Origin of the sequence: Pseudarthrobacter humi (genome assembly GCF_024294965.1) — a bacterium.
Lineage (GTDB): Bacteria > Actinomycetota > Actinomycetes > Actinomycetales > Micrococcaceae > Arthrobacter > Arthrobacter humi.
In genome coordinates this window covers 122,622-141,669 of sequence record NZ_JANCLV010000001.1, presented here as the reverse complement: position 1 = coordinate 141,669, position 19,048 = coordinate 122,622, and the positions used below count along the sequence as shown (strand labels likewise).

Below are 19,048 nucleotides of genomic sequence, written 5' to 3'. Positions count from 1 at the left end.
AGGATGCTCAGCGTGCCACGGGTTCCGTGGCGTCCAGCATGGCCAGCTCATGCCGGCGCGGCATGCCTTCCCAGTCGCCCGGCACCAGGCAGGCGAAAGCGCCCGTGCGGACCGCGGTCAGCAAACGCTCCTGCACCGAGGCGCCGGCCAGCAGGTCCGAGATGTAGCCGGCCACAAAGGCGTCGCCGGCCCCCACGGTGTCGATGGCGTTGACGCGGACGGCGTCCTGCACGTATTCCACCCCGTCGATCACCGCGGCACAGCCTGCGGCACCGCGCTTGATGACCGTCTGGCTTGGCCCGAGGGCGGTGACCCGGCGGGCAAGCTCCAGGGAGTCGTCGGACTTTCCCACCGCGATGGCGGCTTCGTCGTCCCCGGCGAACACGATGTCCGCCTGGGCAATGAAGTTCCGGAAGACGTCAGCGGCGTCGTCGGCGGACCACAGCGCGGCGCGGTAGTTGAGGTCGAACGAGACCAGGACGCCTGCTTCACGGGCAACGTCCAGCGCATGTTGCGCCGCCCGGGCTGCCTCCGGCGAAAGTGCGGGCGTGATGCCCGTGAGGTGCAGCAGCCGGGCGTTGGCAATCCGCTCGGCCGGGATGTTCTCCGGAGACAGCCGGGAGCCGGCGCTGCCGGCCCGGTAGTACCAGACCTTGAGCTGGTCCATGGTGCGCCGCTCTTTGATCATGAGGCCGGTGGGCGCCGACTCGTCACGCAGCGGGTCAACCACGATGCCCTCGGCCGCGAGCTCACGCAGGACGAGTTCACCGAGGCTGTCGTTGCCGACGCGTCCCACCCAGGTCACCGAGGTGCCCAGGCGCCGCAGCGCGATGGCAAAGTTGCTCTCGGAGCCGCCCATGCCCAGGCTGAGCGAGGACACCTGGGCCAGCGGGCCGGGCGTCTCGGCCTTCATCAGGCCCATCGTTTCCCCGAGGGTCACGACGTCGGTAAAGGTCACCGGGCACCCCTCGCCTGGACGGCGTCCGCCACCAGAGCGCTGAGCTGCCGGGCACGGGCCGTGAGGGCAGCGAGGTCCCCGCCGGAGAACGCATCACGGAGCAGCGGCCCGCCCAGGCTGACGGCAAGCGCCCCTGCGGCGATCCAGTCCGCGGCGTCATCGATGCCGATGCCACCGGACGGAATGACCCGCATGTCCGGGAACGGCCCACGCAGCTGCCCGATGTAGCCCGGGCCGACGGTGGAGGCAGGGAACAGCTTCACGGCCGTAGCCCCCGCCTGCATGCCGGTCAGCAGTTCGGTGGGCGTCAGCCCGCCGGGGAACACCGGAACACCGGCCGCAACCGCAGCGCGGATCACCTCCGTCACCATGGCGGGCGTCACCAGGTAGTCCGCGCCGCCGTCGAGCGCCTGCGCGGCCTGGTCACCGGAGATGACGGTGCCGACGCCGATTTCAGCGTCAGCGCCGAACTGCCGTTTGATGTCGGGCAGGAGGTCGAACACACCGTCCGTGCTGAGGGTCAGTTCGATGGACCGGATACCGCCCGTGACCAGGGCGTCGATGACCGGCGCGTACTCCCGGGCATGCCGGGCGCGGAGGACCGCCACCACAGGATTGGCCTGCAGGATGGCGGAAACGGGAGGGCTCTGGCGATCGCTCATCGGGCCAGCCACCCGCCGTCGACCGGCAGTACCACGCCGTGGATGTAGTCCGCAGCCGGGGAGGCCAGGAACACCACGGCGCCCGCGAGATCGCCGCCGGTGCCCCAGCGTGCCGCCGGGATCCGGACGGAAATCTGTTCATGGCGCTGGGCGTCTGCCAGCAGCGCCTCGTTCATGTCGGTGGCGATATAGCCCGGCGCAACCGCATTGACGTTCACGCCGCGGGGCGCCCATTCGTTGCACAACGCCTTGGTCAGCTGCGCCACGGCGCCCTTCGATGCGGCGTAGGCCGGAACCCGCAGGCCGCCCTGGAACGTGAGCAGGGAGGCCATGTTGATGATCTTTCCGCCACCGCGTTCCACCATCGGGGTGCCGAAGCCCTGGCACAGCTGGAAGACGGCGCGGGTGTTGATGGCCATCACGCGGTCGAAGTCGGACAGCGGGAACTCGGTCGCGTCGTGCCGGATCTGGGTTCCGGCGTTGTTGACCAGGATGTCGATCCGGTGTCCCGCCAGGGTTTCCGCTGCGGCGGCGGCAACGGACTCTTCGCTGCCCAGGTCCACATGGACCGCGGCGGCGGTGACGCCTGCCTTTTCGGCAGCGGCGGCCAGTTCCGGGGCCAGGGGGCCGCGCTGCAGTGCCACAACGCTGGCGCCGGCGTTGACCAGCCCGAGGGCAATGCCCAGGCCGATCCCGCGCGAGGCGCCGGTCACGGCCGCGGTTTTACCGCTGAGGTCAAACGGCGATTTCTCTGCTGTGTGGTTCATGAGCTTTCCTGGGTTGTCGCGGCGGGCGCCGCTGCTGGGCTGACAAAGACTTTGAGGACGCGTCCGGACGCCATCGCCTGGTCAAAGGCCTGGCGGGTGTCTTCCAGCGCGAACACCTGGGTGGGAATACGGTCCAGGCCCAGCTCACGGCTTTCGATGAGTTCCACCGCGCGTTCCACGGCCGCCCGGGTGTACACCCGGACGCCCACCACGGTGTTCTCGGCAAACGTCAGCGCCTGCAGGTCCAGTTCGACGGGCTTCTTATAGACGCCCACCAGGACCACGGTGCCGCGCACGCGGACGGCCCGGGGCAGCATCGCCGCGACCGAGGGGTGGGCGGCGGAGTCAAAGACGATGTCCGCGCCGTCCCCGCCCGTGGCGGCAAGGATGGCCTGAATAGGGTCGTCCCCGGGTGCCACCGTGGCGAAACCCAGTTCCTCGGCCACCTGGCGGCGAGCCTCTGACGGCTCCGAAATAAGGACGCTGCCGGCTCCCTGGTGGCGTGCCACCAGGGCTGTCAGGATGCCGATGGGCCCGGCGCCGAAGATCACCACCCGCTCGCCGCCGGCCAGGCAGGCCCGGGATACCGCGTGGACGGCCACAGCCAGCGGTTCGGCGAGGGCAGCCTCCTGGAGGGGCACGGCGTCGCTGACCGGGATGAGCGCGGAAGCAGGCAGTGCCACGTATTCGGCGAGGGAGCCGGCGACGTCGATCCCGTACAGTTTCAGCGCCCGGCAGACGTGGGTGTCCCCGCCGCTGCACGGGTGGCATTCGCCGCAGTGGATGAGGGGCTCCACGGTGACCCGGGTGCCCGCTGCCGGGCCGGTCTCCGCCGCGACCTCCACGATGCCGGTGATCTCGTGGCCCATGACCAGCGGGGCCTCGGCGCGGGGGTGCGTTCCGTGCAGGATGGAAAAGTCGGAGCCGCACAGGCCGGTCATTTCCGTGCGGACCAGGGCCCAGCCGGCGGGGATTTCCGGCACGGGCAGCTGCCGCGGTTCGATCGTGTCCGGCGCAGTCCACACAGCGGCGCGCATGGTGCTGTTCAGGAGTGCGGCGCTCATACCAGCACTCCTGCGTTCATCACGTTGCGCGGCATGCGTCCGGCGCAGACTTCGAGGACGTTTTCGACGGTGCGGCGTTTCAGTTCCGCATAGGATTCCTCGCTGTACCAGGCGGCGTGCGGTGTGAGCACGGCGTTTTCGCAGCCGATCAGCGGGCTGGTCAGGGCCAGGGGTTCTTCTTCGAAGACGTCCAGCCCGGCGCCGTAGAGCTGGCCGCTGGCCAGGGCGTCGGCAACCGCAGCGGTGTCCACCACTCCCCCGCGGCAGGTGTTGACCAGCACGGCGCCGCGTTTCATCTGCGCGAGCACGCCGGCGTTGATCAGGTGGTGTGTATGGGAGTTGAGCGGCACGTGGAGGGACACCACGTCTGCGCGGGAAATCACTTCCTCAAACCCGACGACGGCGACTCCTTCCGCCGTCGTCGTACCGATTTCCGCGAGCGGGTCGGATCCGATCACCGTGTAGCCCAGCCCCTTGGCCTTGCGGGCGGTGGCCGCGCCGATCAGGCCCAGGCCCACCACACCGAAGACCCTGGTGGACATCCGGTGCAGTGGCTGGACCGGGAGCAGCGAGTGTTCCCCGCGCCGCAGGCCGCGGTCCAGCCGGGTGATTCCGCGGGCCAGGCTGACGGCCAGGGCAATGGCGTGGTCGCTGACATCCTCGGTTCCGTAGTCCGGCACGTTGCAGACGGCGACGCCGCGGGCGGTGGCCGCCCCGACGTCGAGGGTGTCCACGCCCACGCCGTACCGGCCGATCGCCTTCAGCCGCGGCAGGGCAGTCAGGACGCGGTCCGTGATGGGGGCGTACTGGACCACGATGGCGTCGGCCCCGGCAGCCGCGGCAATGACGTCCTCCTCGGTCCGGCACTGGGCAAGGACCAGTTCCACGCCGGCGGCGTCGGCGACGGCCTGCTCGATGGCGATGGAGTCGTGGTCGCAGTCGGTGATAACGATGCGGGTGGGCGTGGCTGGCATTACTTGGCGTCCTCTTCTGTGAGCAGGTCACGATCGACGGTTTCGGGGGCTTTGATGGTGGTGACCAGGCTGATGCCCATCATGGCCATCATGTAGATGGCGACCGGGATCCAGGAGCCGCTGAACGCGGTGACCAGCGCCGAGCAGATGAGCGGTGCGATGCCGCCGCCGAAGACGGAGGAGAATTCCCGGCCAAGCGCGACGCCGGCGTAGCGGTACCGGGAACCGAAGAGCTCGGGGAAGTACGCTGCCTGGACGCCCACGGATCCCTGCGCGGCGAAGATGAAGCCGAGCACGATCACCAGCGAGATCAGGAACAGGTTTCCGGTGTTCAGCAGCAGGAAGGCCGGGACGGGGAAAACAAACAGGAACGCCGTGATGATGAGGTACATCCGGCGGCGGCCGAAGCGGTCCGAGAGGGTGCCGAAGGCGTAGGCCGAGACGCAGGCGAACAGAGCGCCCACCAGCAGGACCTTGGGAATGAACGTCGCGTCAATCTTGAGCTGAGTGATCAGGTAGGAGCCCAGGAATACCTGGAAGATGTACGAGTGCGCGTTGGCGCCCACGTTCATAAAGAAGACGCGGAACAGGCCCGCCCGGCCGTTCTTGACGACGTCGGCCACGGGAGTGGCGCGGATGGCGCCGGCGATCTCTTCCTTCTTTTCCTCAAAGACCGGTGATTCCTTCAGCTTGCGGCGGATGACGTAAGCGGCGATGGTCACAAAGATCGACGAGAAGAACACGAGCCGCCAGCCGTAGGCTTCCAGGGCCTCGCGGGGCATCATCTGCACCAGGATCCAGACGACGGCGCCCATCGCGGTGCCGGCGGCGGCACCAACGAAGACGAGTGAGGCGTAGCGTCCGCGGCTGCCCTTGGGCGCAGTTTCCGCCACCAGGACCACGCCGCCCGCCTGTTCGGCGCCGGCGCCGAATCCCTGGAGGAAGCGGCAGGCAACCAGCAGCACGGGCGCCCAGATGCCCGCCTGCTCGTAGGTGGGCAGCAGGCCGATGGCGAACGTGGCGATGCCCATCAGGAAGAGCGTGGCAACCAGCACCCACTTGCGTCCCAGCCGGTCACCGTACTTGGAGAAGAAAAGGCCGCCGAGGGGGCGTGCCCCGAAGCCGACGGCGTAGGCACCGAACGCGGCGATGATCCCGATGGCGGGGTCGATGTTCGGGAAGAAGATCTTGTTGAAGATGATCGCCGATGCGGTTCCGTAGATCACAAAGTCGTACTGTTCGAGCGCGGTGCCGATCAGGCCGGCCCATGCGGCCCTGCGGACGGGCGCCTTGTCAGTGGCCCCGGGGGCCACCTCATTGCCTTCGGGGTCCAGGACCGCCGACTTACTGCGAACAACATCGTTCTCAGCCACAGTTCACCATTTCTCTTTGGTGCCGAAGCACGTTTCCGATTATCGGGACGACATCCCGAAAACTCCAAGCACGACTATATAGGTGTTATCGGCCAGATCACAAAGGCGGGTTAAACGGCAGAGGCACCCTGCCACCAATGGGGTGGACGGGTGCCTCTGTCTTCCGTGCAGGCCTAGGAGAGCGCGGGCTCCTTGGCGTCCACGGCAGACTTGGCCTCGGCGAACTTTTCGTTCAGGCGGGAGTGCCGCTGGCCGTACGCGAAGTAGATCACGACGCCGATGACCAGCCAGCCGGCGAAGAAGATCCACGTCTCCACGGCGAGGTTCGTCATCAGGTACAGGCACAGGACGGCCGAAACCACGGGGAGGACCTTGCCGAACGGGACGCGGAAGGACGGCTTCAGGTCCGGGCGCTTCTTGCGCAGCACCAGGATGCCCAGGCTCACCACCACAAACGCGGACAGCGTGCCGATGTTGATCATTTCCTCCAGCAGGTCAACGTTGGTCAGGCCGGCCACCAGTGCTACGGCGGCGCCGCAGATGATCTGGAGGCGGACCGGCGTCGAACGCTTTACGCTGGTCTTGGACAGCGCGCGGGGCAGCAGCCCGTCGCGGCTCATGGCCAGCACCACGCGGGACAGCCCCATCAGCAGCACCATGATGACGGTGGTGAGGCCGATCAGGGAGCCGAAGGCGATGACCTTGGCCGCGGTGGTGTTGCCGACGGCCTCGAAGGCGGTGGTGAGGGTGGGCGTTTCTGCTGCCGCGAGGTCCGTGTAGGACACCATGCCGGTGAGCGCGAGGGACACCAGGATGTAGAGCAGCGTCACCACGGCCAGGCCGCCGAAGATGCCGCGCGGCAGGGTCTTCTGCGGGTTCTTGACTTCCTCCGCGGACGTGGCCACGACGTCAAAACCGATGAAGGCGAAGAACACCAGCGCGGCGCCGGCGAAGATGCCGAGCGTGCCGTACTGGGCGGGCGCGGCACCGGTGAGGAAGCCAAAGAATGACTGCTTCAGGACATCCGCGGCGCCACCGGCGGTGGGTTCCGCGGCGGGCACGAACGGCGTGTAGTTCTCGAACTTCACGTACGTGAAGCCCACCACGATCACGAACAGCACCACGGCGATTTTGATCAGGGTGAAGATGTTGCCCACGCGGGCGGAGAGCTTGGTGCCCAGCACCAGGAGCACGGTGAAGACGGCAACGATCAGGAACGCGCCCCAGTAGAGGTCCACGCCGCCGAGAGAGAGCGCCGGCGGCACGTCGGCCCCCATCAGCGCAAACACCTTGCTGAGGTAGATGCCCCAGTACTTGGCGATCACTGCCGCGGCGGTGAAAAGTTCCAGGATCAGGTTCCAGCCGATGATCCACGCCAGCAGCTCGCCCATGGTGGCGTACGTAAAGACGTAGGCGGACCCGGCGACCGGAATGGCGGTGGCGAACTCGGCGTAGCACATGATGGCCAGGGCGCACGTGACGGCGGCAATGGCGAAGGACAACGTCACGGCGGGGCCGGAGAAGTTGGCCGCGGCCTTGGCTCCCACCGAGAAGATGCCGGCGCCGACAGCGACGGCGACACCCATGATCATCAGGTCCCAGCTGCTGAGCGACCGCTTGAGCTTGCGTCCGGGTTCATCGGCGTCGGCGATGGACTGCTCGATGGATTTGGTCCGGAGAAGGTTCATAAGGAGATCCACAATCCTGATAGGGGATGGAAACAGACTTACCAACTTTACTGTCCGTCCACTGGACGGTTCCAACCGTCCCGCATTGTGAGACACCCATAGTGCCGAAGTTAATTGCGAAAAACACCTTGAGGCCCTCCGATTGGAGGGCCTCAAGGGTAAAGCATCGAACCGACTAGACGGGCCAGTCCATCAGCTTTGACCGGATCAGGAACCGCTTTCCTTCCGGCGACTCAACCGAGAACCCGCTCCCCCGGCCCTCGACCACGTCCACGGTCAGATGGGTGTGGCTCCAGTAGTTGAACTGCTCCTTGGACATCCAGAACTCGAGGGGCTGCGGATCCAGGCCGTCGGCGATGTCGAACAGCCCCAGGAGGACGTCCGCTTCCGCGGTGATGAACTCCCCGGCCGGATAACACATAGGCGAGGACCCGTCGCAGCAGCCGCCGGACTGGTGGAACATCAGGGGCCCGTGCTGCCCCCACAACTTCCTGAGCAGTCCCAGGGCCTCGGCGGTGAGAGCCACGCGGGAGATGTCCTCCCCGGGCAGCGTCACCGCCGCGTTAAGCCCCGCCTCCATCATCAGTACCTGATAACGACGCGGCCGTCGATCTTGGCGTGCTTCATCTCGTCAAGAACGGCGTTGACCTCGGAGAGCTCCCGGGTGGAGACCGTGGGGTGGATCTTGCCCTCGGCGTAGAACTCGAGGGCTTCCTCCAGGTCCTGCCGGGTTCCCACGATCGAGCCGCGGACGGTCAGGCCCTTGAGCACAATCTCGAAGATCGGTGCCGGGAAGTCGCCCGGCGGCAGGCCGTTGAACACAATCGTCCCGCCCCGGCGGGCCATGCCGATCGCCTGGCCAAAAGCAGACGGGTGTACTGCGGTGACCAGGACTCCATGGCAACCTCCGGTTTCACGTTGGATGACTTCGACGGGATCTTCGTGCAGCGCGTTGACGGTGAGCTCGGCGCCGTGCTTCTTGGCCAGGGCGAGTTTGTCGTCCGCGATGTCAACGGCAGCAACCCGCAGTCCCATGGCAACCGCGTACTGGACGGCAATGTGCCCCAGTCCGCCGATACCGGAGATGGTGACCCACTGTCCGGGCTTGGCCTCGGTCATCTTCAGGCCTTTGTAGACAGTGACGCCGGCGCAAAGCACCGGCGCGACCTCAACGGGGTCCGAGCCCGCCGGGATGCGGGCGGCAAAGCGCGTGTCCACGAGCATGTACTCCCCGAAGGAGCCGTCCACACTGTAGCCGGCATTCTTCTGTACCTCGCAGAGTGTCTCCCAGCCGGTGCGGCAGTACTGGCAGTCGCCGCAGGCGGACCAGAGCCAGGCGTTGCCGACGAGGTCTCCGACGGCAAGGTCGGTGACACCTTCGCCCAGGGCAACCACTTCGCCCACGCCTTCGTGGCCGGGGATGAACGGCGGTGTCGGCTTGACCGGCCAGTCGCCCGCTGCTGCGTGGAGGTCTGTGTGGCAGACGCCGGTGGTGATGACCTTGACCAGCGCCTCACCCCGGCCCGGGGTGGGAATGGGGAGGGTCTGGATCTGAAGATCCTTGCCGAATTCGGTTACTACTGCTGCTTGCATTGTCGTCGTCATTGGCGAAATCCTTGCGTAGATAAAGCGATGGTGCGGTGGAGGTGGTGCTGCCTTCCTGAGGGGTGGCCAGGACGGTGCAGGCGGGGACGGACCGGTGCTGATCCGTCCCCGCCCGGGCTAAGGGCGGAGTGGGGCGCGAGGGCCCCGTCGTGGCGACGGAGTCGACACCACGGGAGCGCCCCACTCCCTTAGAAGAAGCCGAGCTTGTTCTCGTTGTAGCTGACCAGGAGGTTCTTGGTCTGCTGGTAGTGGTCCAGCATCATGGAGTGGTTTTCACGTCCGATGCCGGAGGACTTGTACCCGCCGAACGCGGCGCCGGCCGGGTAGGCGTGGTAGTTGTTGACCCAGACGCGGCCGGCCTGGATCTCGCGGCCCGCACGGTAAGCGACGTTGCCGTTGCGGGACCAGACGCCGGCGCCGAGGCCGTACAGGGTGTCGTTGGCGATGCCCATGGCGTCGTTGTAGTCGCTGAAGCGGGTCACGGAAACAACAGGGCCGAAGATCTCCTCCTGGAAGATCCGCATCTTGTTGTGGCCTTCGAAGATGGTCGGCTGGACATAGTAGCCGCCGGCCAGGTCGCCGGGCATGTCGGCCCGGGCACCGCCGGTGAGCACCTTGGCGCCTTCCTGCTTGCCGATGTCGATGTAGGAGAGGATCTTTTCCAGCTGGTCATTGGAGGCCTGGGCGCCAAGCTGGGTTTCGGTGTCCAGCGGGTTGCCCTGGATGATTTTCTCCACCCGGGCCACGGCGTCGGCCATGAAGGAATCGTAGATGTCCTCCTGGACCAGGGCGCGGGACGGGCACGTGCAGACCTCGCCCTGGTTGAAGGCGAAGAGCGTGAAGCCCTCCTGCGCCTTGTCGTAGAACGCGTCGTTGGTGTCCGCGACGTCGTTGAAGAAGATGTTCGGGCTCTTGCCGCCGAGTTCCAGGGTGACCGGGATCAGGTTCTGGCTGGCGTACTGGCTGATCAGGCGCCCGGTGGAGGTTTCGCCGGTGAAGGCGATCTTGCGGATCCGCGGGCTGGAAGCCAGCGGCTTGCCGGCCTCCACGCCGAAGCCGTTGACCACGTTGAGGACACCGGCCGGCAGGAGTTCGCCGATAAGCTCCATCAACACAAGGATGGACGACGGCGTCTGCTCGGCCGGCTTGAGGACCACGGCGTTGCCGGCGGCGAGGGCCGGGGCAAGCTTCCAGACGGCCATCAGGATGGGGAAGTTCCACGGGATGATCTGGCCCACGACGCCGAGCGGCTCGTGATAGTGGTAGGCGGTGGTGTCGTCGTCGAGCTGGGACAGCCGGCCTTCCTGGGCGCGGACGGCCGAGGCGAAGTAGCGGAAGTGGTCCGCGGCGAGCGGGATGTCCGCGTTGAGGGTTTCGCGGATGGGCTTGCCGTTGTCCCAGGATTCCGCGACGGCGAGCATCTCGAGGTTCTCGTCGATGCGGTCGGCGATCTTGTTCAGGATGGCGGCGCGCTCGGCGACGGAGGTTTTGCCCCAGGACGGTGCGATCTTGTGGGCGGCGTCCAGTGCCAGCTCGATGTCTTCCGCGGTGCCGCGGGCAACTTCGCAGAAGACCTTGCCGGTGACGGGTGTGATGTTCTCGAAGTACTGGCCCTTGACGGGGGCAACCCACTCGCCGCCGATCCAGTTCTCGTAACGGTCCTTGAACGTGACCTTCGAACCCTCGGTACCGGGCTGGGCGTAAACAGTCATTGCTAGCTCCTTTGCTGTGCATGAAAGGTGGCGCCTGATGATGGCGGCCGCCGTTGGTTTCAGCGTAGGAGTGTGAAGGTTGCAGTCAGGTTGCGCCGGTGTGAGCCAGCTCACGGCCCCGCCCGACCACCGGGGGACGTCGCGGTTAAGCGCCCAGTTCCGCTTCCAGCCGTTCAAGGTCCGCGACGACGGCGGCCCGCTTGGGCGAGCGCGCCGGCAGCAGCTTCAGGGCGACGGTACGGACGTCGACGTCGTCCCTCGCCTCCGGCAGGGCCGCGTACTTGAGCAGCGTCTCGGCACTGCCGTCCGTCAGGACCGCTTCACGCATGAGCGAGGAGACCCTGTCGCGGAGGTCGATGATGCCCGGCGCTTCGGAGCGCGGCAGCACCGCGCCGCGGTAGATTTCCAGCGCAATGCGGTGGGCGCCGCGCTGCAGGCAGTTCAGCACCTGCCCGCTGTCCGGGACGAGGTCCATGGTGAGTTTGTATGGCCTGGATTCGGGGACGGCGGCCGGGTTGAGCTGCTGGAGGATCTTGCGCAGCCGGACCATTTCCGCGCGGAGCGTCATGGTGGGGCCGTCGCCCGGGTAGAGCAGGACACTGAGCTCCTCGGCGCTCAGCCCGTCCGGGTGGGTGCTGAGCAAGGCGAGGATTTCACTGTGCCGGGCGGACAGCGCCACCGTTTTGCCTTCGATGCTGAGCAATGCCTGGTCGCGGCCCAGCAACTGCAGGCTGTTGCGGTACAGGCTGCCTTCCTTGGCGCCGCCCGCTCCCCCGGCAGAACCGGGCCTGGCCGACCGTGACGCGGTGCTGGAGTTCCGCCGTCGGGCCGGCCGGCTGGCAAGGGTGGCCGCCAGCTGCAGCCGCTCCACACGGAGCTGCGCCTGGGCGGCGGCGACGGTCGCCTCGACGAGCGAGAGCGTGTGGGGTGCCACCGCGCTGGCTTTGCCCGTGATGTCCACAACGCCCAGCAGCGCACCGGAATCCGGATCGTGGAACGGGACGGCGGTGCAGCTCCACGCGTGCACGGACCGCTGGTAATGCTCCGCCCCGGAAATCTGGATGCCGCGGCCCAGGGCCAGGGCAGTGCCGGGAGCGCTGGTGCCCACGGTGGCCTCCGACCAGTCGGCGCCCGGCACGAACATCATGCCTTCGGCACGGCGCTGCAGGGCCGGATCGCCTTCCACCCACAGCAGCCGGCCCACCTCATCACCCACGGCAACGAGCAGGCCGCTGTCGTGGCTCGGCTGGACCAGGAGCTTGTGGATCACGGGCATGATGCTGGCCAGGGGGTGCTGCCGCCGGTATTCCTCGAGCTCGTCGGCGTCCAGGGCAAGGGGCGCTTCGGGGTTGTCAGGGTTGGCTTTCAACCGGGCGGACCGTTGCCAGGATTCCCGGATCAGCCGCCGCAGGCCGGGGATTTCCGGCGTGTTCGGAAACGCTTGGGCGTCGAGCTGCTCATGGGCGGCCAGGGCATGACGCTGGGCAAGTGCAGTCGCTTCGCCGCCGGACGTCGGCGGCAGGATCAGGTTCCTCATCGAACTCCCATCGGTCCTGCAAGTCTACTGGCCGCCGGCGCGAAGCCTCCAGCGCCCGCCCTCGTGGGTCAGGCGCGGGAGATGTTGATCATTTCCTCGCGCGGGACTACTTTGATCCGTTCACGCACGACGGCGGCGGTCCCGTCGGCGCCGACCTCGCCTGCTGTCCACGCGGCGCCGAGGGCTGCTTCGTGCGCGTCCAGCTTGATCCAGCCCTCCCAGGTGGTGAACTCGATGCCGCGCTCCGTCAGGAGGTCGATGATGGCCTGCGGGTCCGGGTTCTGGGCGGGTGGCAGGGTGAGCCTGTCCTCCAGCAGGAAGCCGATGGTCTCCAGGGCGTCGCCCTTGGTGTGCCCGATCAGGCCCACCGGCCCGCGCTTGATCCAGCCGGTGGCGTAGATTCCGGGGACGGGGTTGCCGTCGGCGTCGAGCACGCGGCCGCCCTCGTTCGGGATCACTCCGCGTTTGGCGTTGTACTCCAGTTCGTCCAGGGGAGAGCCGTGGTAGCCGATGGCGCGGTACACGGCCTGGACGGGGTAGTCCACAAACTCGCCCGTGCCTTTGACGTTGCCGGTGCCATCCAGCTCCATCCGCTCAAACTTGATGCCGGCAACCCGGCCGGACCCGCCGTCGTCGGGGTCCTGGTAGATCTCCACCGGGCTGTGCAGGAAGTGCAGGTGCAGGCGGCGGGAGGACGGCTCTTCCGCTTCGGTGTGCTCCTCCACGAGCCAGTTGGTCAGCGTGTTCACCATGGTCTTGATCTGGTTGTTGCTGCGGATGGCGTCATCGGAGGCTTCGTCGAACTCGAAGTCCTCCGGGTACAGGACAATGTCCACGTCCTTCATGTGGCTCAGCTCGCGCAGTTCCAGCGGCGTGAACTTGACCTGTGCCGGGCCGCGGCGGCCGAAGACGTGGACATCCGTCACCGGGGAATTCTTCAGGCCCTGGTAGACGTTGTCCGGGATTTCGGTGGTGAGGAGTTCATCGGGGTGCTTGACCAGCATCCGGGCCACGTCCAGCGCCACGTTGCCGTTACCTATCACGGCGATTTCCTTGGCATCCAGCGGCCATTCGCGGGGCACGTCCGGGTGGCCGTCGTACCAGGACACAAAGTCGGCGCCGCCGAACGAGCCCTGCAGCTCGATGCCGGGGATGTCCAGGTCCGCGTCCTTGATGGCGCCGGTGGAAAAGATCACGGCGTCGTAGAAGGCGCGGAAGTCATGGAGGGTGAGGTCGCGGCCGTACGTGACGTTGCCCAGGAAGCGGATGTCGCCCCGGTCCAGGACCTTGTGCAGGGCGTTCACGATGCCCTTGATGCGCGGGTGGTCGGGGGCCACGCCGTAGCGGATCAGGCCGTACGGGGCGGGGTAAGCCTCAAAAAGGTCGATACTGACCTCAAAATCGCCGTCCTTCACGCCGCTGGACTTGGTCAGGATATCCGCCGCGTAAACACCTGCCGGTCCCGCACCCACAATGGCAACGCGGAGTGGACGTTTGGAGGTGGTTTCGCCTGGGTTGGACACCGGGAGCCCTTCTGGAAGGAGGATTTCGCGCCGGAGGCGCTGAGTGCAGTGCACAGTGCAGTTGCGCACAATGTCCCATTCTAAATGTGTTGCAGCGGCACCACGTCGCTTTCGCGGTACAGCAGCGCCCGCAGCTCGGCCTCCGCGGAATCCAGGCGTTTGGGGTCGATGGTCTCCCCCGCGGCGAAGTGGTCCAGCAGCCGGGGATCAACGTAGCTTTTCCGGGCGATCGACGGCGTGTTCCCCAGCACCGCGGCAGCCTCCAGCATGGCCACGCTGATGGCGCCCTTCCGCGCCGTAACGGTCGGTTGCGGGCCGCTGCGTGCCAGGCTGACGGCGGCGGCTACCGTCCCGTGCAGGGTCCGGAAGTCCTTGGCGGTGAAGTCCAGGCCCGTCCGCTCCTTGACGTAGGCATTGATGTCCGCGCTGGTGACCGGCCGCCAGGTCCGGCCCTCCTTGAACGCCAGCAGCCTGGCGTTTCCACCGCGGCGCTTGAGCGTCCGCACCAGGGCGGCCAGGTCGGCGTCGTGGATTTCCGACTCCCAGTCCTTCCCGCTCTTGGCCGGAAACTTCAGCACCAGGCACTCCTTGCGGACGTGCACGTGCGCACACAGGAGCGTGGCCAGGCCGTGGCTGCCGTTCTCGTTGGTGTAGCGCTCGGACCCCACGCGCAGGGACCCGCTGTCCAGCATCCGGAAGGCCGCCGCCAGGACGCGTTCGCGGCTGGGGCCGTCGCTGCGCAGGTCCAGGGTGACCAGCCGGCGGGCAGTGGGCAGTGACTCGGCCAGCTGCAGGGCGCGGCTGAACTTCACGCGGTCTTTCCGTTCCCGCCATGCCGGGTGGTAGATGTACTGGCGCCGGCCCACCGCATCGAGGCCTGTCGCCTGGATGTGCCCGTTGTCGAACGGCGCAATCCAGACGTCGGTCCAGGCCGGCGGGATGCCGATGCTTTCCAGCCGGTCCCGGACAGGCCCCTGCTGCAGTGTGGAGCCGTCCAGGTCCCGGTAGCTGAAGCCCGTCCCGGCGGGCACGCGACGGTAGCCGCGGCCGTTGGTGTTGCTGCGGCGGAGCCTCACGGGACGGCAACCAGCGGGGTCATCGGTTCCATGAAGGAAAGCGTACTGAGTTTTGACTGGAATACGCGTCCATCAACTGGTGTTAATGGTTACGTGCCTACTCCCCCTGAAACCGACTCTTTACCCAAGACCGCTGTGACCGCGCCAGCAGGCCCCAAGGCTGTGGACAAGGAGACGACGGCGGGAGTCCTGTTCGGTTTCGGCGCGTACGGGCTGTGGGGGCTGCTCCCGCTGTACTTCTTTGCGCTGATGCCCGCCGGTGCGGTGGAGATCGTGGCCAACCGCGTGGTGTGGTCGCTGCTCTTCTGCGTCCTCCTGATCACGGTCACCCGGTCCTGGCGTGCGCTGGCAGCAGCCTTCCGCGACCGTTCCGTGTTCGGCACCCTCGCCATCGCGGCCGCGCTCATTGCCGTGAACTGGCTGACCTATACCTACGGCGTCACCACCGGCCAGGCCGTCGAAGCCGCCCTGGGCTACTTCATCAATCCCCTGGTCTCGGTCCTCCTGGGTGTGTTCGTCCTGAAGGAGAAGCTGCGCCCCCTCCAGTGGGCCGCCGTCGGAATCGGTTTTGTAGCAGTGGGCGTGCTAACGGTGAGCTACGGCAAACTGCCCTGGATCGCCCTGACGCTGGCCGTCAGCTTTGGCCTGTACGGGTTCGTGAAGAAGCGCGTTGGCCCGAAGGTGGACGCGGTGACCAGCCTCAGCGTGGAAACCATCGTGCTGGCCCCGATCGCCGCGGCCACCATGGTGTTTCTCGGCGCCAGCGGCGCGGCCACCCTGGCGAGCCAGGGCCCCGGGCACTTCTGGCTCTTGGTGGCCTCCGGCGTCATCACCGCGGTGCCGCTGCTGTTCTTTGGCGCGTCGGCCCGCCGGCTTCCCATGACCACCATCGGGCTGCTGCAGTATGTTGCCCCGCTCCTGCAGTTCATCGTGGCGCTGGTGGTGTTCCAGGAAGCCATGACCGCCAGCCGCTGGATCGGCTTCGGCGTGGTGTGGCTGGCCCTGCTGGTGCTGACCGTCGATATGCTGCGGATGGCAGGCAAGAACTCAAGGGCAAGGAAGCGGGCCCGCACCTCATAGTACGAACACTTGAGGCCCGAACATTAAGCGCGAACTGGCAGCTGATGACCTCAAATCCGGGATTTGACGTCATCTGCTGCCAGTTCGCGCAGGGATGTATGTGGCGCTCGGGGCCGGGTCCTAGGCGTTGGCCTTGATGGCCGCGGCCAGGACGTCCAGGCCGTCGTTCAGCAGGTCGTCGGTGATGACCAGCGGGGGCAGCAGGCGGATGACGTTGCCGTAGGTGCCGCAGGTGAGGATGATGACACCCTCCTTGAGGCAGGCAGCGGCCACAGCCTTGGTCAGCTCCGGGTTGGGCTCCTTGGAGCCGGCCTGGACCAGTTCCACGGCCAGCATCGCGCCGCGGCCGCGGATGTCGCCGATCACGGACTTCCCGGCGCCGGCCAGTTCGGCCTGCAGTTCCTGCAGGCGTCCCGTGGCGAGCGATTCGATGTGGCGGGCGCGCCCGGCGAGGTTGTACTCCTCCATGGACCCGATCGCGGCCAATGCGGCAGCGCACGCCACCGGGTTGCCGCCGTAGGTGCCGCCCAGTCCGCCCGGGTGGACGGCGTCGAGCAGGTCAGCACGGCCGGTGATCGCGGAGAGCGGCATGCCGCCGGCGATGCCCTTGGCCATGGTGATGATGTCTGGAACAACGTCCTCGTGGTTGACCGCGAACCATTCGCCGGTGCGGCAGAAGCCGGACTGGACCTCGTCGGCGATGAACACGACGCCGTTGGCCTTGGCCCAGGCGGCCAGCGCGGGCAGGAAGCCCTCGGCGGGGACGATAAAGCCGCCCTCGCCCTGGATGGGTTCGATGATGATCGCGGCAACCTGGTCGCCGCCGATCTGCTTCTCGATCATGGTGATGGCGCGCTTGGCGGCCTCGGCACCGGTGATCGAGGGGTTCTCCTCGCGGTACGGGTAGCTCATGGGCATGCGGTAGACCTCGGGCGCGAACGGGCCGAAGTTGGTCTTGTACGGCATGGCCTTCGCGGTCAGCGCCATGGTCAGGTTGGTGCGGCCGTGGTAGGCGTGGTCAAAGGCGACGACGGCGTCACGCCCGGTGGCGAGGCGTGCCACCTTGACGGCGTTCTCCACTGCCTCGGCGCCGGAGTTGAACAGCACGGTCCGCTTCTCGTGGTCGCCCGGGGTCAGGCGGTTGAGCTGCTCGGCGAGTGCCACGTAGCTTTCGTACGGGGTGACCATAAAGCAGGTGTGGGTGAAGTGCTCCACGGCTTCCTTCACGGCCCCGACGACGGCGGGATCGGACGCGCCGACGCTGGTCACCGCGATGCCCGAGCCGAGGTCGATGAAGGAGTTGCCATCGACGTCGTGGATGATGCCGCCGTCGGCGTCCGCAACGTAGACCGGAACGGCGGACGCGACACCAGCGGCGACCACTGCCTTGCGGCGCTCGGTCAGGGCGATGGACTTGGGGCCCGGGAAGTCGGCCTGGACACGGCGCTTCTGTTCCAGGCGGAAGGTGATTTCACTTGCTGTGGTGCTCATGGGAGGGCCTTTCTTGAAAGCGTGGGGATTAGGCGTCGAGCGCGGACATAACGTGCTTGATGCGCGTGTAGTCCTCGACGCCGTACATGGAGAGGTCCTTGCCGTAGCCGGACTGCTTGAAGCCGCCGTGGGGCATTTCGGCCGTGAGGAGGATGTGGGTGTTAATCCAGACCGCGCCGAAGTCCAGGTCGCGGCTCATCCGCATGGCGGTGCCGTGGTCGGATGTCCAGACGCTGGAGGCGAGGGCGTATTCGACGTCGTTCGCCAGCTCGAGTGCCTCCGCCTCGGAGGAGAACTTCTGCACGGTGATGACCGGGCCGAAGGTTTCCTTCTGGACGATGTCGTCCGTCTGCTTGGCGCCGGTGACGATGGTGGGTTCGAAGAAGAAGCCCTTGTCCCCGGCGCGGTGCCCGCCCGTGACAATCTTGCAGTTTTCCGGGAGGTGCTCCACCACAGAGGTGACGGCGTTGAAGTGGTTCACGTTGTTCAGCGGGCCGAAGTAGTTGTCTTCGTCGTTCTGCGAGCCGGTGTGCAGGGTCTTGGTGTGTTCCACCATGGCTGCCACGACGTCGTCGTGGACCGAGTCCTCCACCAGCACGCGCGTGATGGCGGTGCAGTCCTGGCCGGCGTTGAAGAAGGCGAACTCGGCGATGGCCGCCGCGCTCTTCTTGATGTCGGCGTCCTTGAAGACGATGGCCGGAGCCTTGCCGCCGAGCTCCAGGTGGGCGCGTTTGAGGCCCTTCGCGGCCCCGGAGGCCACGGCGATGCCGGCGCGGACCGAGCCCGTGATGGAGACCAGGCCGGGGACCCGGTGTTCCACCATCATGGCGCCGGTTTCGCCGGTTCCCAGCACCACGTTCAGCACGCCGGCAGGCAGGATGTCACCGGCCAGGCGGGCCAGCACCAGGGTGGATTCGGGGGTGGTGTCGGAGGGCTTGAGGACCACGGTGTTGCCGGCGGCGAGCGCAGGGCCGATCTTCCAGATGGCCATCAGGAACGGGTAGTTCCAGGGCGCAACCTGGGCCACCACTCCGATGGGTTCGCGGCGCACGTAGGAGGTGTGGCCTTCGAAGTACTCGCCCGCCGACTTGCCTTCCAGGATGCGCGCGGCACCGGCGAAGAAGCGGAGTTGGTCGGCGCCGGCGGCAATTTCCTCGGAGGCAATGAGGGAGCGGACCTGCCCGGTGTTGCGGTGCTGCGCCTCCACAAGTTCGTCGCTGTGGGCTTCAACGGCGTCCGCGAGCTTGAGCAGCATCAGCTGGCGCTGCCCGGGGGTGACGTGCTTCCAGGTCTTGAAGGCGTCCTTGGCCGCGGTCATGGCGGCGTCGACGTCGGCCTGGATGGAGACGGCAGACTGCGCCACTACCTCGCCGTTGGTGGGATTAACGATGTCCAGCAGGGCGGTGCCCGCGGGCGTGACGAACTCACCATTGATGAAGTTCTGCAAGGTATGAACCACGGTGTACAACCTCTTTCATAGGGAACATCAGCTGCGAAGCGGATGGTTGCGACTGCCTTGAGCCTATGCCAGCACCTTC

16 protein-coding genes are annotated in these 19,048 nt (G+C 66.9%); 1 reads left to right on the top strand and 15 read right to left on the bottom strand.

Annotated elements, in window-relative coordinates:
• Nucleotides 1–7: 7 nt before the first annotated feature.
• The 13 genes from NFC73_RS00695 to NFC73_RS00635 form a co-directional block, all read right to left on the bottom strand.
• Nucleotides 8–958: a sugar kinase gene (locus NFC73_RS00695; protein WP_254746830.1), complete on the bottom strand. Its 951-nt coding sequence runs from the start codon at nt 956–958 to the stop codon at nt 8–10.
• Nucleotides 955–1,620, bottom strand: a complete 666-nt coding sequence (locus NFC73_RS00690; RefSeq protein ID WP_254746827.1) for a bifunctional 4-hydroxy-2-oxoglutarate aldolase/2-dehydro-3-deoxy-phosphogluconate aldolase — start codon at nt 1,618–1,620, stop codon at nt 955–957. Before NFC73_RS00690 ends, NFC73_RS00695 begins: the two co-directional genes overlap by 4 nt.
• Nucleotides 1,617–2,387, bottom strand: coding sequence for an SDR family oxidoreductase (locus tag NFC73_RS00685; RefSeq protein ID WP_254746824.1), 771 nt, complete (start codon nt 2,385–2,387; stop codon nt 1,617–1,619). The genes NFC73_RS00690 and NFC73_RS00685 overlap by 4 nt, the downstream gene beginning before the upstream one ends.
• Entirely contained in the window at nt 2,384–3,451 is a 1,068-nt protein-coding gene (locus NFC73_RS00680) for a zinc-dependent alcohol dehydrogenase (RefSeq protein ID WP_254746822.1), read from the bottom strand. Before NFC73_RS00680 ends, NFC73_RS00685 begins: the two co-directional genes overlap by 4 nt.
• Entirely contained in the window at nt 3,448–4,425 is a 978-nt protein-coding gene (locus NFC73_RS00675) for a C-terminal binding protein (protein ID WP_254746820.1), read from the bottom strand. The genes NFC73_RS00680 and NFC73_RS00675 overlap by 4 nt, the downstream gene beginning before the upstream one ends.
• Nucleotides 4,425–5,798: an MFS transporter gene (locus NFC73_RS00670; RefSeq protein WP_254746818.1), complete on the bottom strand. Its 1,374-nt coding sequence runs from the start codon at nt 5,796–5,798 to the stop codon at nt 4,425–4,427. The genes NFC73_RS00675 and NFC73_RS00670 overlap by 1 nt, the downstream gene beginning before the upstream one ends.
• 173 nt (nt 5,799–5,971) lie before the next feature.
• Nucleotides 5,972–7,486, bottom strand: a complete 1,515-nt coding sequence (locus tag NFC73_RS00665) for an amino acid permease (RefSeq protein ID WP_254746817.1) — start codon at nt 7,484–7,486, stop codon at nt 5,972–5,974.
• A 175-nt stretch (nt 7,487–7,661) separates the two neighbouring features.
• On the bottom strand, nt 7,662–8,069 hold the full coding sequence (locus NFC73_RS00660) for a DUF779 domain-containing protein (RefSeq protein WP_254746816.1): 408 nt from the start codon (nt 8,067–8,069) through the stop codon (nt 7,662–7,664).
• Nucleotides 8,069–9,091, bottom strand: a complete 1,023-nt coding sequence (adhP, locus tag NFC73_RS00655; RefSeq protein ID WP_254746815.1) for an alcohol dehydrogenase AdhP — start codon at nt 9,089–9,091, stop codon at nt 8,069–8,071. The genes NFC73_RS00660 and adhP overlap by 1 nt, the downstream gene beginning before the upstream one ends.
• Nucleotides 9,092–9,279: 188 nt before the next feature.
• The gene (gene exaC / locus NFC73_RS00650) at nt 9,280–10,803 is read right to left on the bottom strand and encodes an acetaldehyde dehydrogenase ExaC (RefSeq protein ID WP_254746814.1); all 1,524 of its coding nucleotides are present in this window, start codon (nt 10,801–10,803) and stop codon (nt 9,280–9,282) included.
• A gap of 145 nt (nt 10,804–10,948) precedes the next feature.
• A complete protein-coding gene (locus NFC73_RS00645; protein WP_254746813.1) occupies nt 10,949–12,340 on the bottom strand; it encodes a helix-turn-helix domain-containing protein in 1,392 nt (463 codons plus the stop codon).
• A gap of 68 nt (nt 12,341–12,408) precedes the next feature.
• Nucleotides 12,409–13,863 (bottom strand): FAD-dependent oxidoreductase, encoded by a 1,455-nt coding sequence (locus NFC73_RS00640; protein WP_254746812.1) that lies wholly within the window; start codon nt 13,861–13,863, stop codon nt 12,409–12,411.
• An 80-nt stretch (nt 13,864–13,943) separates the two neighbouring features.
• Entirely contained in the window at nt 13,944–14,939 is a 996-nt protein-coding gene (locus NFC73_RS00635; RefSeq protein WP_254746810.1) for a DNA topoisomerase IB, read from the bottom strand.
• Between the two features lie 135 nt (nt 14,940–15,074).
• Between NFC73_RS00635 and rarD the strand changes: the two genes are divergently transcribed.
• On the top strand, nt 15,075–16,019 hold the full coding sequence (gene rarD / locus NFC73_RS00630; protein WP_254746808.1) for an EamA family transporter RarD: 945 nt from the start codon (nt 15,075–15,077) through the stop codon (nt 16,017–16,019).
• A gap of 120 nt (nt 16,020–16,139) precedes the next feature.
• On the opposite strand, the gene gabT is transcribed toward rarD, so the two are convergent.
• Both gabT and NFC73_RS00620 read right to left on the bottom strand, forming a co-directional pair.
• Nucleotides 16,140–17,510, bottom strand: coding sequence for a 4-aminobutyrate--2-oxoglutarate transaminase (gene gabT / locus NFC73_RS00625; protein ID WP_254746806.1), 1,371 nt, complete (start codon nt 17,508–17,510; stop codon nt 16,140–16,142).
• A 28-nt stretch (nt 17,511–17,538) separates the two neighbouring features.
• Complete coding sequence (locus tag NFC73_RS00620; RefSeq protein ID WP_254746802.1) at nt 17,539–18,969, bottom strand: gamma-aminobutyraldehyde dehydrogenase; 1,431 nt, start codon at nt 18,967–18,969, stop codon at nt 17,539–17,541.
• Nucleotides 18,970–19,048 lie beyond the last annotated feature (79 nt).